Origin of the sequence: Bacillus sp. FJAT-22090 (assembly GCF_001278755.1) — a bacterium.
Lineage (GTDB): Bacteria > Bacillota > Bacilli > Bacillales_A > Planococcaceae > Psychrobacillus.
In genome coordinates this window covers 2,781,244-2,796,507 of the sequence record NZ_CP012601.1, presented here as the reverse complement: position 1 = coordinate 2,796,507, position 15,264 = coordinate 2,781,244, and the positions used below count along the sequence as shown (strand labels likewise).

The 15,264-nt window shown below is 35.8% G+C and carries 18 protein-coding genes; 10 read left to right on the top strand and 8 right to left on the bottom strand.

Annotated features, from left to right (window positions below; translation table 11 throughout):
• Window positions 1–42 precede the first annotated feature (42 nt).
• Window positions 43–276, top strand: coding sequence for a hypothetical protein (locus tag AM499_RS14020; RefSeq protein ID WP_053590801.1), 234 nt, complete (start codon window positions 43–45; stop codon window positions 274–276).
• Between the two features lie 22 nt (window positions 277–298).
• Here the strand turns inward: AM499_RS14020 and qoxD are convergent, their stop codons facing one another.
• The 4 genes from qoxD to qoxA form a co-directional block, all read right to left on the bottom strand.
• Window positions 299–580 carry a cytochrome aa3 quinol oxidase subunit IV gene (qoxD, locus tag AM499_RS14015; protein WP_053590800.1) on the bottom strand — a complete coding sequence of 94 codons (282 nt, stop codon included), beginning with the start codon at window positions 578–580 and terminating at the stop codon, window positions 299–301.
• A gap of 1 nt (window position 581) precedes the next feature.
• Window positions 582–1,178 carry a cytochrome aa3 quinol oxidase subunit III gene (gene qoxC, locus AM499_RS14010; protein ID WP_053590799.1) on the bottom strand — a complete coding sequence of 199 codons (597 nt, stop codon included), beginning with the start codon at window positions 1,176–1,178 and terminating at the stop codon, window positions 582–584.
• Entirely contained in the window at window positions 1,175–3,124 is a 1,950-nt protein-coding gene (qoxB, locus tag AM499_RS14005) for a cytochrome aa3 quinol oxidase subunit I (protein WP_053590798.1), read from the bottom strand. The genes qoxC and qoxB overlap by 4 nt, the downstream gene beginning before the upstream one ends.
• A 61-nt stretch (window positions 3,125–3,185) precedes the next feature.
• Entirely contained in the window at window positions 3,186–4,109 is a 924-nt protein-coding gene (gene qoxA, locus AM499_RS14000) for a cytochrome aa3 quinol oxidase subunit II (protein ID WP_053590797.1), read from the bottom strand.
• 344 nt (window positions 4,110–4,453) lie between these two features.
• On the opposite strand from qoxA, the gene AM499_RS13995 reads away from it, so the two are divergent.
• On the top strand, window positions 4,454–5,143 hold the full coding sequence (locus AM499_RS13995; RefSeq protein WP_053590796.1) for a YqjF family protein: 690 nt from the start codon (window positions 4,454–4,456) through the stop codon (window positions 5,141–5,143).
• A 39-nt stretch (window positions 5,144–5,182) separates the two neighbouring features.
• On the opposite strand, the gene AM499_RS13990 is transcribed toward AM499_RS13995, so the two are convergent.
• Window positions 5,183–5,857: a hypothetical protein gene (locus AM499_RS13990; protein WP_231687464.1), complete on the bottom strand. Its 675-nt coding sequence runs from the start codon at window positions 5,855–5,857 to the stop codon at window positions 5,183–5,185.
• A gap of 140 nt (window positions 5,858–5,997) precedes the next feature.
• Here AM499_RS13990 and AM499_RS13985 point away from each other — a divergent pair, with 140 nt between their 5' ends.
• Together AM499_RS13985 and AM499_RS13980 are read left to right on the top strand one after the other, a co-directional pair.
• Entirely contained in the window at window positions 5,998–6,924 is a 927-nt protein-coding gene (locus AM499_RS13985) for a serine hydrolase domain-containing protein (RefSeq protein WP_082355271.1), read from the top strand.
• A gap of 140 nt (window positions 6,925–7,064) precedes the next feature.
• Window positions 7,065–7,637, top strand: a complete 573-nt coding sequence (locus AM499_RS13980) for a hypothetical protein (protein ID WP_053590795.1) — start codon at window positions 7,065–7,067, stop codon at window positions 7,635–7,637.
• Between the two features lie 50 nt (window positions 7,638–7,687).
• Here the strand turns inward: AM499_RS13980 and AM499_RS13975 are convergent, their stop codons facing one another.
• Window positions 7,688–7,897: a small, acid-soluble spore protein tlp gene (locus AM499_RS13975; RefSeq protein ID WP_053590794.1), complete on the bottom strand. Its 210-nt coding sequence runs from the start codon at window positions 7,895–7,897 to the stop codon at window positions 7,688–7,690.
• 187 nt (window positions 7,898–8,084) lie between these two features.
• Here AM499_RS13975 and AM499_RS13970 point away from each other — a divergent pair, with 187 nt between their 5' ends.
• The 3 genes from AM499_RS13970 (at window position 8,085) to AM499_RS13960 (ending at window position 9,745) form a co-directional block, all read left to right on the top strand.
• On the top strand, window positions 8,085–8,345 hold the full coding sequence (locus AM499_RS13970; protein WP_053590793.1) for a hypothetical protein: 261 nt from the start codon (window positions 8,085–8,087) through the stop codon (window positions 8,343–8,345).
• 94 nt (window positions 8,346–8,439) lie between these two features.
• A complete protein-coding gene (locus AM499_RS13965; protein ID WP_053590792.1) occupies window positions 8,440–8,721 on the top strand; it encodes a DUF3219 family protein in 282 nt (93 codons plus the stop codon).
• 19 nt (window positions 8,722–8,740) lie between these two features.
• Window positions 8,741–9,745 carry an LLM class flavin-dependent oxidoreductase gene (locus AM499_RS13960; RefSeq protein ID WP_053590791.1) on the top strand — a complete coding sequence of 335 codons (1,005 nt, stop codon included), beginning with the start codon at window positions 8,741–8,743 and terminating at the stop codon, window positions 9,743–9,745.
• On the opposite strand, the gene AM499_RS13955 is transcribed toward AM499_RS13960, so the two are convergent.
• Complete coding sequence (locus AM499_RS13955; protein ID WP_231687580.1) at window positions 9,742–10,101, bottom strand: hypothetical protein; 360 nt, start codon at window positions 10,099–10,101, stop codon at window positions 9,742–9,744. The two genes, AM499_RS13960 and AM499_RS13955, sit on opposite strands and share 4 nt — an antisense overlap.
• Window positions 10,102–10,218: 117 nt before the next feature.
• The gene (locus AM499_RS13950; RefSeq protein ID WP_053590789.1) at window positions 10,219–10,521 is read right to left on the bottom strand and encodes a YunC family protein; all 303 of its coding nucleotides are present in this window, start codon (window positions 10,519–10,521) and stop codon (window positions 10,219–10,221) included.
• A 351-nt stretch (window positions 10,522–10,872) separates the two neighbouring features.
• Here AM499_RS13950 and cax point away from each other — a divergent pair, with 351 nt between their 5' ends.
• The 3 genes from cax to AM499_RS13935 all read left to right on the top strand — a co-directional run bounded on the left by cax (window position 10,873) and on the right by AM499_RS13935 (window position 15,180).
• Window positions 10,873–11,928 carry a calcium/proton exchanger gene (gene cax, locus AM499_RS13945; RefSeq protein WP_053590788.1) on the top strand — a complete coding sequence of 352 codons (1,056 nt, stop codon included), beginning with the start codon at window positions 10,873–10,875 and terminating at the stop codon, window positions 11,926–11,928.
• Window positions 11,929–12,070: 142 nt separating this feature from the next.
• The gene (locus tag AM499_RS13940) at window positions 12,071–13,009 is read left to right on the top strand and encodes an MBL fold metallo-hydrolase (RefSeq protein WP_053590787.1); all 939 of its coding nucleotides are present in this window, start codon (window positions 12,071–12,073) and stop codon (window positions 13,007–13,009) included.
• 134 nt (window positions 13,010–13,143) lie between these two features.
• Window positions 13,144–15,180, top strand: coding sequence for a Na+/H+ antiporter (locus tag AM499_RS13935; RefSeq protein WP_053590786.1), 2,037 nt, complete (start codon window positions 13,144–13,146; stop codon window positions 15,178–15,180).
• The last annotated feature ends 84 nt before the right edge of the window (window positions 15,181–15,264 follow it).

The following is a 15,264-nucleotide window of genomic DNA, read 5'->3' as shown; positions in this document are numbered from 1 at the left end:
TGTGAACACGTTGAATAATATAGAGTAAGAGGGGTGTTTTAAATGGAATCATACGTGAAAATGTTACATGCTACAAAATTTGTAGGTGCAATTTTGTTAACTGTAGGAATAGCTACCTTTTTATATGGATCATTAATAAGCGAATATAGTACTGTTATGGGTGTAGGTATTGGAATAGTAATGGGAGCAGTCTTTATTTTTCTAATAGGGATGATTCTAGTTGCTTCGGAAGAAATGGTATTAAACTCTAAAGAATATAGAAAAGAGAGCGTCTAAAATGACGCTCTCTTTTTTCTGTTTACATATCCCAAACCAACGTCAGCAAGGTGCCTAGTATGGTTAATATAGCAAGGATTAAACCATAATATATATTTACATAAATAGAATTTTTATCGTTGGTCTCACCTGCGTGCATAAATACTACCAGCTGAAGACCAGCCTGTATAAATGCCGTAAGGAGAAGAACAGTCATACCAATTGAGTAGGACATATCAGTAAAATACACTAATAGTGCCACTGCTGTAAGAACTAATGAGAATGCAAAGCCCATTACTTGTTTAAGAGGGAATAATTCTTTCATATTACATCATTCCTTTCAAGTAGATGAAGCTGAAGATGAAAATCCAAATAATATCTAAGAAATGCCAATAGAGAGAGAAAATAAATGATTTATTGGCTGTTTCCGGAGTCAAGCCACGTTTTTTGATCTGCAATAGGATAAATACTCCCCAGAAGAAACCAAGTGTAACGTGTAATCCGTGTGTTCCTAAGGTCGTTAACAAAATGGCAGTAAAAGCACTAGTTTGTAACCCTGCTCCAACATGCACATAGTGAATGAACTCATAAATTTCGAAGCTTACGAATGCTGCCCCAAGTATAAGAGTAACCGCAAAGAATGCCATTGTCGCTTTTTTATTGTTCATTCGCATAGCATGAATGGCAAGTCCAATCGTAAAGCTACTTGTTAATAGTAAAATCGTTTCAACTAATACTGGTGTAATTTCAAAAATTTCTGCCCCAGAAGGTCCATTGCCAATACGATTTTCTAAAGTAAAATAAGATGCAAATAGTGTCGCGAAAAGCATAATTTCCGCACCAATGAAAATCCAAAAACCTAAGATTTTTAAGCTATTTTCTTCCGTGCTGTATTCAAGTGGAAGCGAGTTATCTACCTTCATTTTTTAGCACCTCGCAATTTTCTTTCAGTTTCTTCGATTTCCTCTACAGAAATATATCTTCCATGGTCTTTCTCGAATGAACGATAAGTCAAACAAGCTAAAATACCGATTAATGACACTATGGCAAGTGGCCAAATGCTGAATATCATCGCAAATCCAAAGACAAAGAAGATACAGCTCATGATAAATGGTAAACCACTGTTATTTGGCATGTGAATTTTTTCAATTTTTCCATTGAATAATTCATGACCATTTTTCTTTGAATCCCAAAATGCTTGTGTCGATGCAACTTGTGGTGTAATTGCAAAATTATATTCTGGTACTGGAGTATGTGTTGCCCATTCAAGTGAACGTGCATCCCATGGGTCACTAGCAATATCCCTTGAAGCATAACGAGTACTATAGTAAATATTGTAGACAAGAAGGACAAAACCTACTGCCATAATTGCTGCACCAATGAAAGAAACCATATTTAACGCACTAAAACCGGTTGATTCAGAGTAAGTGTACATGCGACGTGCCTGACCATCTAAGCCTGTAATATACATTGGAATGAAGGCTAGGACAAATCCGACTGATAAAATCCAAGCTGTCCATTTACCAAGCTTTTCGTTTAACATGAAACCAAATATTTTTGGCCAATAGAATGTAAGACCAGCTAGCATAGCGTAAACCACACCTGGAATAATTACGTTATGGAAATGAGCTACTAAGAACATCGTATTGTGATATTGATAGTCAGCAGCTGACATTGCAAGCATTACTCCGGTAACTCCACCTAATGTAAACAGTGGGATAAACATTATGGAATAAAGCATTGGGGTAGTAAATTCAATTTTCCCTTTCCAAAGGGTGAACAGCCAGTTAAATATTTTAACCCCGGTCGGAACAGCTATTGCCATCGTTGTGATGGAGAATATACTATTTGTTAACGCACCTTGGCCCATTGTGAAGAAATGGTGAGCCCAAACTACAAATGATAGTAAAGAAATGACTACCATTGAAGCAACCATGGACTTATAACCATAAAGGTTGCGTCGTGCAAAGGTTGAAATAATCTCACTATATAGACCGAATGCAGGTAAAATCAAGATATATACTTCAGGGTGTCCCCAAACCCAGAACAAGTTAGCCCAAAGCATATCCATACCACCATTGGTGGTTGTAAAGAAGTTTGTTCCAAATAATCTATCCATTGTCCCCATTGCAAGCAATACTGTTAATACAGGGAAAGCAAAAACAATGATGACGTTTGCGATAAATGCAGACCAAGTGAACATTGGCATTTTCATAAGAGTCATGCCAGGAGCTCTCATTTTTAAGATAGTCGTAATAAAGTTAATACCAGTCATTAGTGTACCAATTCCGGCGATTTGAATAGCAATCATGTAATAATTCGAACCAACGGATGTACTAAATTCATTCCCTGCAAGAGGGAAGTAAGAAGTCCAACCAGCATCAGGTGATCCACCCACTATAAATGAAATGTTGAATAATCCCATTCCCATAAAGAATAACCAGAAGCTCAATGCATTTAGACGAGGAAATGCAACGTCACGTGCTCCGATTTGTAATGGTACTAGGTAATTAAAGAAAAATATAATGAACGGCATAGCCATAAACAGAATCATTACGACCCCATGTGTTGTGAAAACTTCATTATAATGCTGAGAATCTAGAAACGTGTTCTCCGGCATTGACAGCTGATAGCGCATCATAATTGCATCAACGCCACCTCGGAACAGCATAAGTAAGGCTGATAGCAAATACATGATCCCTATACGTTTGTGATCAACAGTTGTGATCCATTCGCGCCAAAGGTATCCCCATTTCTTAAAGTAGGTAATTCCTACGACTATAGCAATCATCGTAAGACCAATACCAACCATGGATGCGTATATTAAAAAGCTTGGATGTGGTACGGCAAAGCGATCAAAGAAATCCATACTTTTGTAACTCCTTTCAGGAATCTATAGCTTGAACTATAGTAATCTAATAAACTTCTAATTAATGATGAGCGTGACTTGATTCCTCATCGGTATTAGTTGATTCGTGATTTTCGTGTTCTGATTCTTCTGCGTCCGTTTCAGTAGAGCCATGATCATGGTTAGGCGCAGGTGAGAATTCTAAATGTGTTCCTGTGTAAGTAGAACGTCCAAGATGGCCCGGTTCTAATAATTCCTCAAACTTTTCTTCGGTTAGAGGTTTTGCTGTTTCATGTACTTCTTTCACCCAATCATCGTAGTCTGCCTGAGACATAGCTGTAACTTCAAATGTATTTTCTGCAAATCCTGCTCCACTGAAGTTAGCATTTCTTCCAACAAACTCACCTTGTGTATCTGCTGCTAAGTGCAAGGTGGTGACCATATCAGCCATGGCATATTTTTGTCCACCTAATTGTGGAATCCAAAAACTAGTAATTGGTCCATAGGAATATAATTTAAACTCAATTGCACGGTCTTCAGGGATGTACAAGTAGTTAACAGTCTCGATATCTTCTTCTGGATAACTAAAATGCCATTTCCAGTTAGAAGAAGAAGCATAAATTATTAACGGCTCTTGATCTTCGTATCCTGCTGGAGTCGCCTCTACTTCATAATTACTTTTTACAGAAACGATTGAAAGAAAAATGACGATCAAAATAGGAATACCGATACAAATTGCTTCAACGATTGGACTTCCTTCTATATGAGGTGGCTCGTAATCTTTACTTTGATTAGAAGCGCGATATTTTATTAGCACAAATACTAAAATAGCTAAAACGACAATAACTATACCTGACATCAGCCAGATAGAAAGCATAATATCATCAGCCTGAGTTTTAGCCTGAGGACCTTTCGGGTCTAAAACTAGTAATGGTTCACAACCTGTTAACACAGTGGCAATAGTGAAAACCATCGTCATTAGAGCCCACTTCATTTTTAATTTCATAGTTGTACCCCTTTCAATTCTGTTTATAAAAAGTTGTGGTAACTAATCATGCGAATACTAATTGGAGGAATTCCTATCCGTGCCTCTATCTTATTACCGCAACTTTAAAAAACAAACTAATAGAATCGGGCTTCACAAAATGTTCATGAAGATATGAACAAATTAAAATAGTTCCGTAACACAATTGTGAAAACAGAGGTAAAATGTCAAAAAGTATTCATTATTGTGGATAATCTTGGTTTAAATCAAAAAATTAATAATATCAAACTTTTGCAAGTTTGAAGGTCCACCTATTTGGAAATAATTCTTAAAAGATCCTAGGCAGAAAGGAGACGAATTTTGGAATGAGACCATGGGTTATGACGCAGGAATGGCGGGATGTTCTTTTCCTTCATTGGCCAGTTTCGGCAAAGGATATACGTGATCACATACCTTCGGAGCTAAAGTTAGATCTATATGACAATATGGCTTGGCTTGGTTTAGTCTCTTTTCAGGTAAAAGGTAATCGCCCGAGACTTGTCCCCCCTATTCCAGGATTGAGTTCTTATTTAGAACTAAACGTTCGTACATATGTCAGCTATAAAGGGAAATCAGGTGTTTTTTTCTTTAGCTTAGATGCGAATAATCCAGTAATCGTGAAATTGGCGACCATAGGAAACTTTTTACCTTATCGTCAAGCTAATATCCATTTACAAAAAAGAAACAACATTTTTTCAGTTTCTAGTAAAGTGAGTAATGCGAATTCAATTCCCGAAACGCTAATCACTTCATTTGAGCCGATGCCAGAAATTATGGAAGGAACTTCATTAGAACGGTGGCTGACAGAGCGTTATTGTTTATGGACAAAAATAAATAATGATTTATACCGTGTGGATATTTGGCATGCTCCATGGAAATTGCAAAATGTTAAAGGGGGAGTTGTAGAAAATTCTATGGCTTCTTTTCTAAAAGGTGATTATCAAAAAAATCCACCAATCGCTCACTACTCAAAAAGGAAAAAAGTTCGATCTTATTTACCTATCAAAGAGAAATAAAAGGTTTCAGAACGTATTATTGTCCTGAAACCTTTTTAATTAAAAATATTGAGGGAATTGCTTGATGATTGCCTCGGCAATCATATCTCCCATTTCTAAAGCTTGCTCTTCGATTTTGTCAAAAACCTCAATATCCACTTTATAATTTTTTTCAATCATATTAACTGCCTCTGATTTTGTTAATGTCAAATGAGTATAAAACATTTCTTTTAATTCTTCTTTATTAATATAAGGGTTAATACTGCTCCAAAATGCTACAATTTCATCTGCATTTTTAAACCATGCTTGTTCTTTTTCCTCCACAGTTGTTGAATCACCTTTTACGGCGGCGGTTACTAGTTGCGCTGCTATTACTAAATGCTTCTTTAATAACCCCTCATATTGATTTGCAATTTGGTCTCCATAGTAAGGGCGAATACAATTCGCTAAATCGGTTGCGTTTCTTAAAAGCCGTTCTTGGACGAATGGCAAATCAGGTAAGTTAAATACAATGCTTGTAATTGTCATTCTCGTCCAGTTGACGTGCTCCATCCACAAAAGACGATTCATACTTATAAAATCGAATTCATTTTTACTAATAAATTGATCATGATCAGCCTCTTGATTCAATATAAATCGAACTGGAGCTGTATATTGAGAAAAAGGTGCCTTATAAAACGAGCTTAGGGGATAAGAAGAATAACGGAAATACAAAATATCATCATTGCTTTTCATTTATAATTGCCTCTAAGTTACAATACTCGAAATGCTCCATTCGTGTGATTAGTAGTAAAAGGTTGAGTTCCCAAAAGTTACTTATTATAATAATAGTAAGCAATTTTTTGAATAGTAAGAATTAATAGAGGGTAAAAAACATGATAGATTTTGACTACTTAAAAAGAGAAATAAAAAAGGAGAAAGTTACTTCCTTACTTGTATATCAAAAGGGAAATAGTATTTTCGAATACTACAAAAACAATAAACAACGTGAAAAGCTTCATAAAATGAATTCCTGTACCAAAAGTGTACTTTCAATTTTAGTTGGAATTGCACTAGAGAAAAAGCATTTAACATCCATTCACTTACCTGTCTATACCTTTTTCCCAGAGCTTTTTAAAGAACAAACGGATAGTCGTAAATTAGATATTACTATTTATCATTTGTTAACGATGACAGATGGATTGGACTTTCCCGAATTTGGTGAATGGAATAGCTTTGCACCAATGGTCTATCATCCGAATATAATGAAGTTTGTTCTAGAACGTCCAATAATCCATCCTGTTGGCACATATATGAACTACAACTCGGGTTGCTCCCATATATTATCTGCTATCCTCCAGAAGGTAACCAACATGAAAACGGAGGAATTTGCCAATAAGTATTTGTTCAAGCCGTTAGGTATTAAAAAATTTAATTGGTATTCAGATAATATGAACATCAATAAAGGGGCAGATGGGCTCGTTTTAAAAGCGACAGATATGATGAAAATCGGCCAGCTAATGTTGCAAAATGGTGTTTATAACAATAAAAGAATAGTTTCGGAGGAATGGATAAAGACTTCTACTACACCATATTTTAAAACATATGAATTAATTGGTTATTACGGGATGCATTGGTGGATAAATAAACTGGATGATAAACAAGATTTTACATACGAAAATACGTATCATTTTGCATTAGGATTTGGCAGGCAATATATATTCATTCATCCAAAAGAAGAGGTAGTCATAGTGATCACGAGTGAAATATATGAAAATAGCTTACTGCCATTAAGAATAGTCCAAAAAAGTTTTTTAATTTAAAGTTTGTTTCTGTCTTATTCAGTACCTAATGCGTCTAAGGGTGTCTTCTGGATATGGGAGCGACGAAGGAGTAATTTATTCTGCGGAGGCTTAAGCGAAGCGTGCGCGTTTAATAGTAATAAAAAAAGGGGATTATTGGGATGCATAGAAGATACGATAAAAAGCATATCTTTTTGGCTATTGGGGCTTGTATCGTTTTGTTTTCACCTGTTTATTTGCTTATTATACCTTTAGCAGTTGTGAATACGCTCTATTACAAAAAAGGTATTTGGATTACGTATGCACCAACGGAAAATTATGTGACATTTGGGGTAAGCTTGTTTTTAATCGTTCTGGCCTGTTTAGTATTGGGATTTCTCGGTATACGGAAATGGACGGTTGGAGCAGGGGTGTTTTGTGTACTTCTTAGTAGCTTGGTTTTTTATATTGCTTCTTTATCTTATATTACATTATCAGGGGAAGAAATTTCTTATCGGACTCTTTTTTCAAAAGAAAAACAATCCTATTCTTGGGAAGATCTTGAGAAGCTCGTTTATTATGTAAAGCTACCTGAGGATGATGAATTATCCTATTATGAATTTTATTTTAAGGATGGGCAAATGATGAAGATGAAACAAAATAGTTACGTAACAAATTTACAAGGAAATTTAAATGGTACAGTGAGAGCAATGCAAATTCCTTTACAGTATGTCGAAGAAAATGGTGTTGAATAATTCAATGATTAGCCCAGTAATCTAACGATTATTGGGCTAATTTATGGCTTTTAAATATACCCGTTAATTCGGGATTTTTCTTCTGCAACAATCTCATCTTTCAATTCTTCTATACTTTCTTTACGTCGTTCGTTTTTCTCCTTGATTGCAGCAAGTTCTTTTCCTTCAGCGAATTCCATTGCTGCTTCAGCTGCTTCCATATTATGAATTGTTTTTTTAAATATTTCTTTATTATCAGCTGAATCATTATGCTTTGGCATTATATTTCCTCCTCGATTAATTTAGAATCTTTCATGAAATAGTATTTCCAAATTCAACAAAACTATTTGAGGATTATATTACTAAAGGAAAACTTTTGGTAGAAAACTTTCAGATGAATAAAAATGGTGTTAAATTGCCATAGTAAAGACGTATTGAATTAGAGAAAAACCTAAGGAGGACGTTACTTTGGTAGATCACACCCAAATGAGCTGGAAAGAAGATAATGTCATTTCTCAACTGCACAATTCTGTTGATAATGTTACTTTTGCGGTAGGGCAAGCTCTAACTAATCCCACAGAGCAATTTATTCAAAATGCACAGGATATGATTGACCGTGCGGAGCGTTCCGTTAAAATGGCTCTAGAAAGTAGAGGGAATTTGGAGCCTATTAGTTCACTGCAGGAGCAGTTGAATCAAGATAAGGAAAGACTAAACAGATTAAGTTAACAGGAAGTAACAAGCTAAAGAATAGCGGAATAGAGTACAACACCTTTGAAGATGGTACACTGGAAACAAGTACTGAATTCGGAGGTGTTTTTGCATGGTTGTAAAAGAAATTATGCTAGATAATGCTTGTATAAAGATAGACAGTTATAAGGAAGAAATAGTAAATGGTTTACAACAAATTTCGATCGTTTTTAGTGTAACGAGTGAAGAATATCATGACATTGCAGTTTTACTATACAAAGGTACTTTTCATGTAAAAGTTCCTGAGAGAGATTTGTCCTTTACGGGCACCATTAATAATTATTCTACTTCTATTACAAATTTATATGAAAAAGGTCAAGTGGGAGAATATAAATTAAGTTTAATCGAAGAGTAATTGGAAGGAGACTTGTTTCATGAAGTTAAGTATTCTAGATCAATCGCCTATTTCGTCCAATAAATCTGCTAGAGAGGCATTATATGAATCGATGAGGCTAGCACAAGTTGGTGAGATGCTAGGGTATACTCGATTTTGGATGACAGAGCATCATGATTTACCTGGTCTGGCAAGTTCTGCACCTGAAGTGATCCTTGGAGTCATCGGATCAAATACTGAAAGAATTCGATTAGGTTCGGGTGCTACTTTATTGCCACATTACAAACCTTTTAAAGTGGCGGAGGTTTTTAATACACTTGCTACATTATTTCCTGGTCGAATCGATCTAGGTCTTGGACGTGCACCTGGTGGGTCAGCCGAAGCAACTAACGCTTTATCAGATAATTTTTTGCAGAACGTGTATAGTATGCCAAGTTTATTAAAAGACTTACTCCATTTTTTAGATAATGATTTTCCTGCTGACCATCAGTTTTCAAAAATTTCTCCTTCACCTGTTCCAGATGAATTACCAGAAACTTGGCTTCTCGGGACAAGTAGAAAAAGTGCATTACTTGCTGCGGAATATGGACTTGCCTATACATTTGGGCAATTTATGAGTGATAAGGATGGAACAGCTATTATTCAGGACTATCTTGATGCTTATGTACCTAGAAAGGGTGGACAAGTTCCTCAGGTGATGGTAACTGTCACAGTTTTCTGTGCTGAAACTACCGAACGAGCAGATGAAATTTCATTAAGCTCGTTTATTTGGTCTTTACAAAAAACAAAAGGGGAAGGTCAGCAAGGTGTACCTTCTGTAGAAGAAGCAAAGCAATATAAACTGGATGCTCGTGAAAGAGAGACTTTGGTTAATATGAGACAGAATAGTATTATTGGTAATCCACAAGACGTGAAACAGAGGTTAATGGAACTTCAAGCTAGTTATCAAGCAGATGAAATCATGATCAACACAGTTACATATTCTGCGGAAGACCGAATTAACTCCTATAAATTAATTGCAGCCGAATTAATACAGAAGGATTAGACTACTTCCATTTCATTTAGAGCAGTACATACATTTGATTCTTGTATTTTTTCGGTTGCTTCGTCTATTAAGTGTTGAATGAATGACTCATCGTCAAAGTCTTCGGGATCAATCTCATATTTTTCTAACTCAATATACACATTTGCTCGTACATTGGATTCGATTTCTACTAAATCTGTAAAGAAAAACCCCCATCTCTTTTCTTCGAATCGTTTACCGTTAACATGAATAATGGAGGAAGTCACCATAGAGGATGGAACAGAATAATTACTTTTAATCGCAATAACTGTATCGCCATTATTTGCAGTAAAAATCATTTCTTTATAACCGATATCAAAATACTGTTTGAACTCCACTTTATTCAAGGATAACCCTCCAAACTAATAGATATATGGTAAGTATATAAATAGATTAGAAAGATTATGACAGATAGATTTAAAGAGAGTTAGGCATTTAACTGCCTAACTCTCTTTTTATATCATTTTTAACAGTGCTTCTCTCCCAATCATTCCTTCTGTGATTCCCAGTTCTTCTGCTTGGAAAGTAATTGACTCCAACGGCGCATTAATTAGTTGTTCAATGGTCTTTACGCCAACCGCTCTTCCTGCTATTACTTTCCTGTCCTTTAATTTTTCGTTCAACAATGCAACATCTAGTGCACCGCACATAATATATCCTTTTTCGTTTGAAACGGTAAGTAGGTTTGTTTTAGGTAACTCCACAGAAACTGCAATAAATGTATGACCTTCAATATCGATTGGGTACATCTGAATCATCTATACATCACTCCTTTTCTTCTCCCTTAACTTATGTAAGTAGAAGGAAAAGTGTTTACTCGTCGATTTTCTGAGATACTCTGAGATTTTCTGAGATACTCCGAGATTTTCTGAGATACCCCGAGATTTTCTGAGATACTCCGAGATTTTCTGAGATACCCCGAGATTTTCTGAGATACTCCGGAGATTTTCTGAGATACTCTGGGATTTTCTGAGATACCCGAGAAATTCTCCGACACAAGTCCAAAGGCTGTTTAAACTGATTAGAAATATAGTTTCCGTATAGAGTTGTTTTTTTATTTTCAAAATGGGGAAGATAGAAAGGAAGTATACTTTGATAAAGAGGTGATTTTGGTGGACAAATTGTTTGCCATTCTCGTTTTTGGAGGTGTGCCACTAGTTCTGGCTGGCGCATTTTTTGATTGGTCAGATATGATTATGTTCTTACTTTGTTGTGCAAGTATTGTGGGGCTTTCCGGATATATAGGGAAAGCAACTGAGAGTTTAGCTATTGTAAGCGGACCAAGAATTGGTGGATTATTAAACGCAACATTTGGTAATGCGGTTGAACTTATTATTTCTATATTTACATTGAAGGCTGGTATGGTTGGTATTGTACTCGCATCGCTTACTGGTTCCGTTTTAGGAAACCTGCTACTTGTGCTTGGACTTTCTTTTTTTGTAGGAGGATTAAAGTTTAAGCGTCAAAAGTTTAGCGTGCATGATGCAAGATACAACTCAGGCTTGCTTATTTTTGCGGTAATTGTTGCATTTGTTATCCCAGAAGTATTTTCTATATCAATGGATACACAAGAAACATTGAGTTTAAGTATTGGAATTGCAGTGGTTTTAATTGCTCTGTATCTTGCAGGATTATTTTTTAAACTTGTTACCCATCGAGGTATATTTGCTTCTACTGATCAACCTCAGAAAGAAGAAGAGATACCTGAATGGACAAAGGGTAAATCAATTTTAGTGCTTCTTATTGCAACTGTAGCGGTTGCTTTTGTTTCAGAGCAGCTTGTTCATACATTTGAAATGCTAGGAGAAAAGTTTGGTTGGTCTGAGTTATTTATTGGTGTTATCATTGTTGCAATTGTCGGGAATGCCGCGGAGCATGTTTCGGCAATTACGATGGCTGCCAAAAATAAGATGGATATATCAGTTGAAATTGCGGTTGGTTCTACGCTACAGGTGGCAATGTTTGTAGCCCCAATACTAGTTATCATTTCTTTATTTATGCCCGAAGCAATGCCGTTAGTTTTCACTTTACCTGAATTGGTTGCGATGATTACTGCTGCATTACTTGTTATTAATCTCTCTAATGACGGGGAATCGAACTGGTTTGAAGGGTTAACACTTTTCGCAGCATACTTAATTATGGGAATTGGATTTTTTCTTCTCTAGCGGCAATATAATAAGTCGGCACCACTAACTGTGGTGTTGCTTTTTTTTGTGCCAATCTATGTATGTTTATACTATTAATAAATGATAAAATATTGAAAAGGCTGAATATTGTAATCAATATTTAAATAAAGGGGAAATGATGATGCAAAATGATTATCCAATCCAGTTAAACGATAGAATTTATTTGATAGATGGATATGACTTAGGAGTTGCTGAGCGAACGGGTACATATGTCATTCTAGAAGAAGAGATAACGATTGTTGAGACAGGACCAAGTCCATCCGTAAAGCATGTTAAAGCCGGGTTAGAAGCGCTAGGACTTACATTGGATCAAGTGAAATACATTATTGTTACACATATTCACTTAGATCACGCAGGCGGAGCGGGCTTACTAATGAGAGAATGTCCAAAAGCTAAAGTAGTAGTCCATCCGAAAGGTGCAAGACATCTAACGAATCCTGAAAGACTAGTTGCTGGTGCTAAAGCGGTATATGGAGAAAAGTTTTCGAAGTTATTTGATCCGGTAATTCCTATTCAGGAGGAATTACTACTTGTTAAAAACGATGGAGACACTTTAAAGATTGGTCCAAATTGTATGTTAGAATTTTTAGACACTCCAGGACATGCAAAACATCATTTTAGTATTTATGATCCTGTTAGTAATGGTGTGTTTACAGGAGATACAGTAGGAGTTCGATATGAACAATTGATTTCAGAAGGGGTTCATTTGTTCCTTCCGTCTACTTCACCAAATCAATTTGACCCAGAGGCAATGCAAAGGGCAATCGATCGTATCAGGGATATGAATGTAAATTATATTTATTATGGGCATTTTGGTATGACTGACATTCCAGAAAAAGCTCTAAACCAAGTATCTAATTGGCTTCCTATTTTTTTGGAGGAAGCAAGAAATATAGTTACAGAACAAAAAGGGTACGAAGAGCTTGCACTAAAATTATTAAGCATAGTGAGGAGCCATCTTCGAGTGGAGAATATTCCAGACGACCATGAGGCATATAATTTAATTCAGCTTGATATGGAAGTAAGTGCAATGGGTATCATCGATTACTTATCAAAATAATAGATTAGAAGGGATTAGCTACAAACAATGTTTGTGAAAAGTTAATCCCTTTGTAGATTTTAAGCCGGTAATTTGTAATAACCCCATAATCTCTTTAAAATTAATAGAGTACAGAAATAGAGAGGGGACACGGGATGGAATTTTTTTTAATCATACTACTTTTGCTCGTCACCATCGGTCTCTCAAATTTTATTAATCATTTTATGCCATACATACCAGTGCCAATTATCCAAATTGCACTAGCAGTTTTGTTAGCAGCCTTTCCTTTAGGAATTCATGTGCCTATGGATCCAGAGCTATTTTTTGTTCTATTTATAGCTCCTTTGCTTTTCCATGATGGAAAAAATGTTTCGAGACATGCATTATGGAAATTACGCAAACCAATTCTATTGCTTGCGCTTGGTTTAGTGTTTATCACTGTATTAGTTATTGGGTATTTAATTTATTGGCTGATTCCGTCGATTCCTTTATCTGCATCTTTTGCGTTAGCGGCGATTCTTTCACCTACAGATGTAGTGGCAGTAGCAGCTATTTCTAGCCGTGTTAAGATGCCAAAAACAATTATGCATGTATTAGAAGGCGAAGGTCTCATGAATGATGCCTCTGGTTTAGTTGCGTTTAAATTTGCGGTTGCGGCAACCGTGACGGGTGTATTTTCATTAGCAGAGGCAAGTTGGAGCTTTTTAGTAATTGCAATTGGAGGATTTGCAGGAGGTGCAATTCTTGGATTTCTCATTATTCGCCTGAAGATATTTATCCGACGACTTGGGATGGAAGATGTCACACTTCACATGCTAATTCAAATTCTTACTCCATTTGTTATCTTTTACATCATCGAGCATTTTCATCTCTCTGGTATATTATCAGTCGTTGCAGCTGGTATTGTGCATGCTATCTATAGAGATCGAGATCAGTCTCCTTTAATGCAACTTCAAGTTGTATCTAAAAGTACTTGGAGTATTCTCATTTATATTTTGAACGGCTTAGTATTTGTATTGTTAGGCTTACAGATTCCGAGTGTCATGAATGAAATTTTTGAGAACCCAATGTTTAATAATTACGAGGTAATTAAGTTCATCTTAATAATTACTGCAGCACTATTAATATTACGATTTTTGTGGGTGTACTTAGGATGGTGGGGAGGGTGGTTGCATAAAAAGCAAATTCCAAAACCTTCTCTGCGAATGATCGCAATAACAACTATTTCTGGTGTACGAGGAGCAGTTACATTAGCTGGGGCCTTTACTATCCCATACGTTCTAGCAGATGGAAGTCCTTTTCCTGAACGATCACTAATCATTTTCATAGCTGCAGGAGTAATATTAGTTACTTTAGTATTAGCAAGTATCCTCTTACCTCTTCTTGCAGAATCGGATAAAGGTAATTCAGAAGAGTTGAAAGATGAGATGGAAAGGACTGCGAAGATCAGTTCTATAGATGCTGCCATTGGTTTTATCCGTGAAGTGATGAATGAAGAAAATAATGGCGCTGCTGTATCCATCATTTCCAATTATTCTCGCATGCGAAATGCTCTGAAGAATGTAAATGCAGCGGATACCGAGCAATTGAAATTGATGGAAACGGATATTCGTATGAAGGCGCTTGCGGAGGAAGCAAAATTTATTGATGGATTGAAAGAAGAGGACCAAATAGACCGGGAAATTATTTATTTGATGGATGAACATATTCAACGGATGAGAGTAGCGGTTACAAACCGAATGCACTACAGAGGATTATTTATTTGGACAATTTTTAAAAGAACTTTTTTCAATTTCATTCAATTATTTACACCTAAAAAAAATAAAAATAAAAGAAATCGATCTGTTGAAAATCAGAAAGTCATTCAACTTAAAGTGAATATGGCAAAAGCTGCAATCCATTATCTGAAGTCACAAATGACTCTTGAAAACGAAGAAGTTTATTTGTTGATTATCGGTGAATATAATGACATGATTATGAAATTTAAGCTAGCCAAAAAAGGTGCAGAGCCTAAGAAATATGCCCAAATGAAAAGAGAAATACAAAATAAGGCTTTTCAAGCGGAGCGAGATGAAATTCAAAACCTTTTCGAAAATCGAGAAATTACTGCCGAAGTCACGAGAAAACTTCGTAAACAGATTAATATTAGAGAAGCGTATTGGATGGAAGAGAATAGTTTACAAAAGCATTAATAGTAAAAAGCAGTCAATTAATGATCAATTGACTGCTTTTTACTATACAAACCCTACAAGCCTATTAGTTGAGCAACGATGATT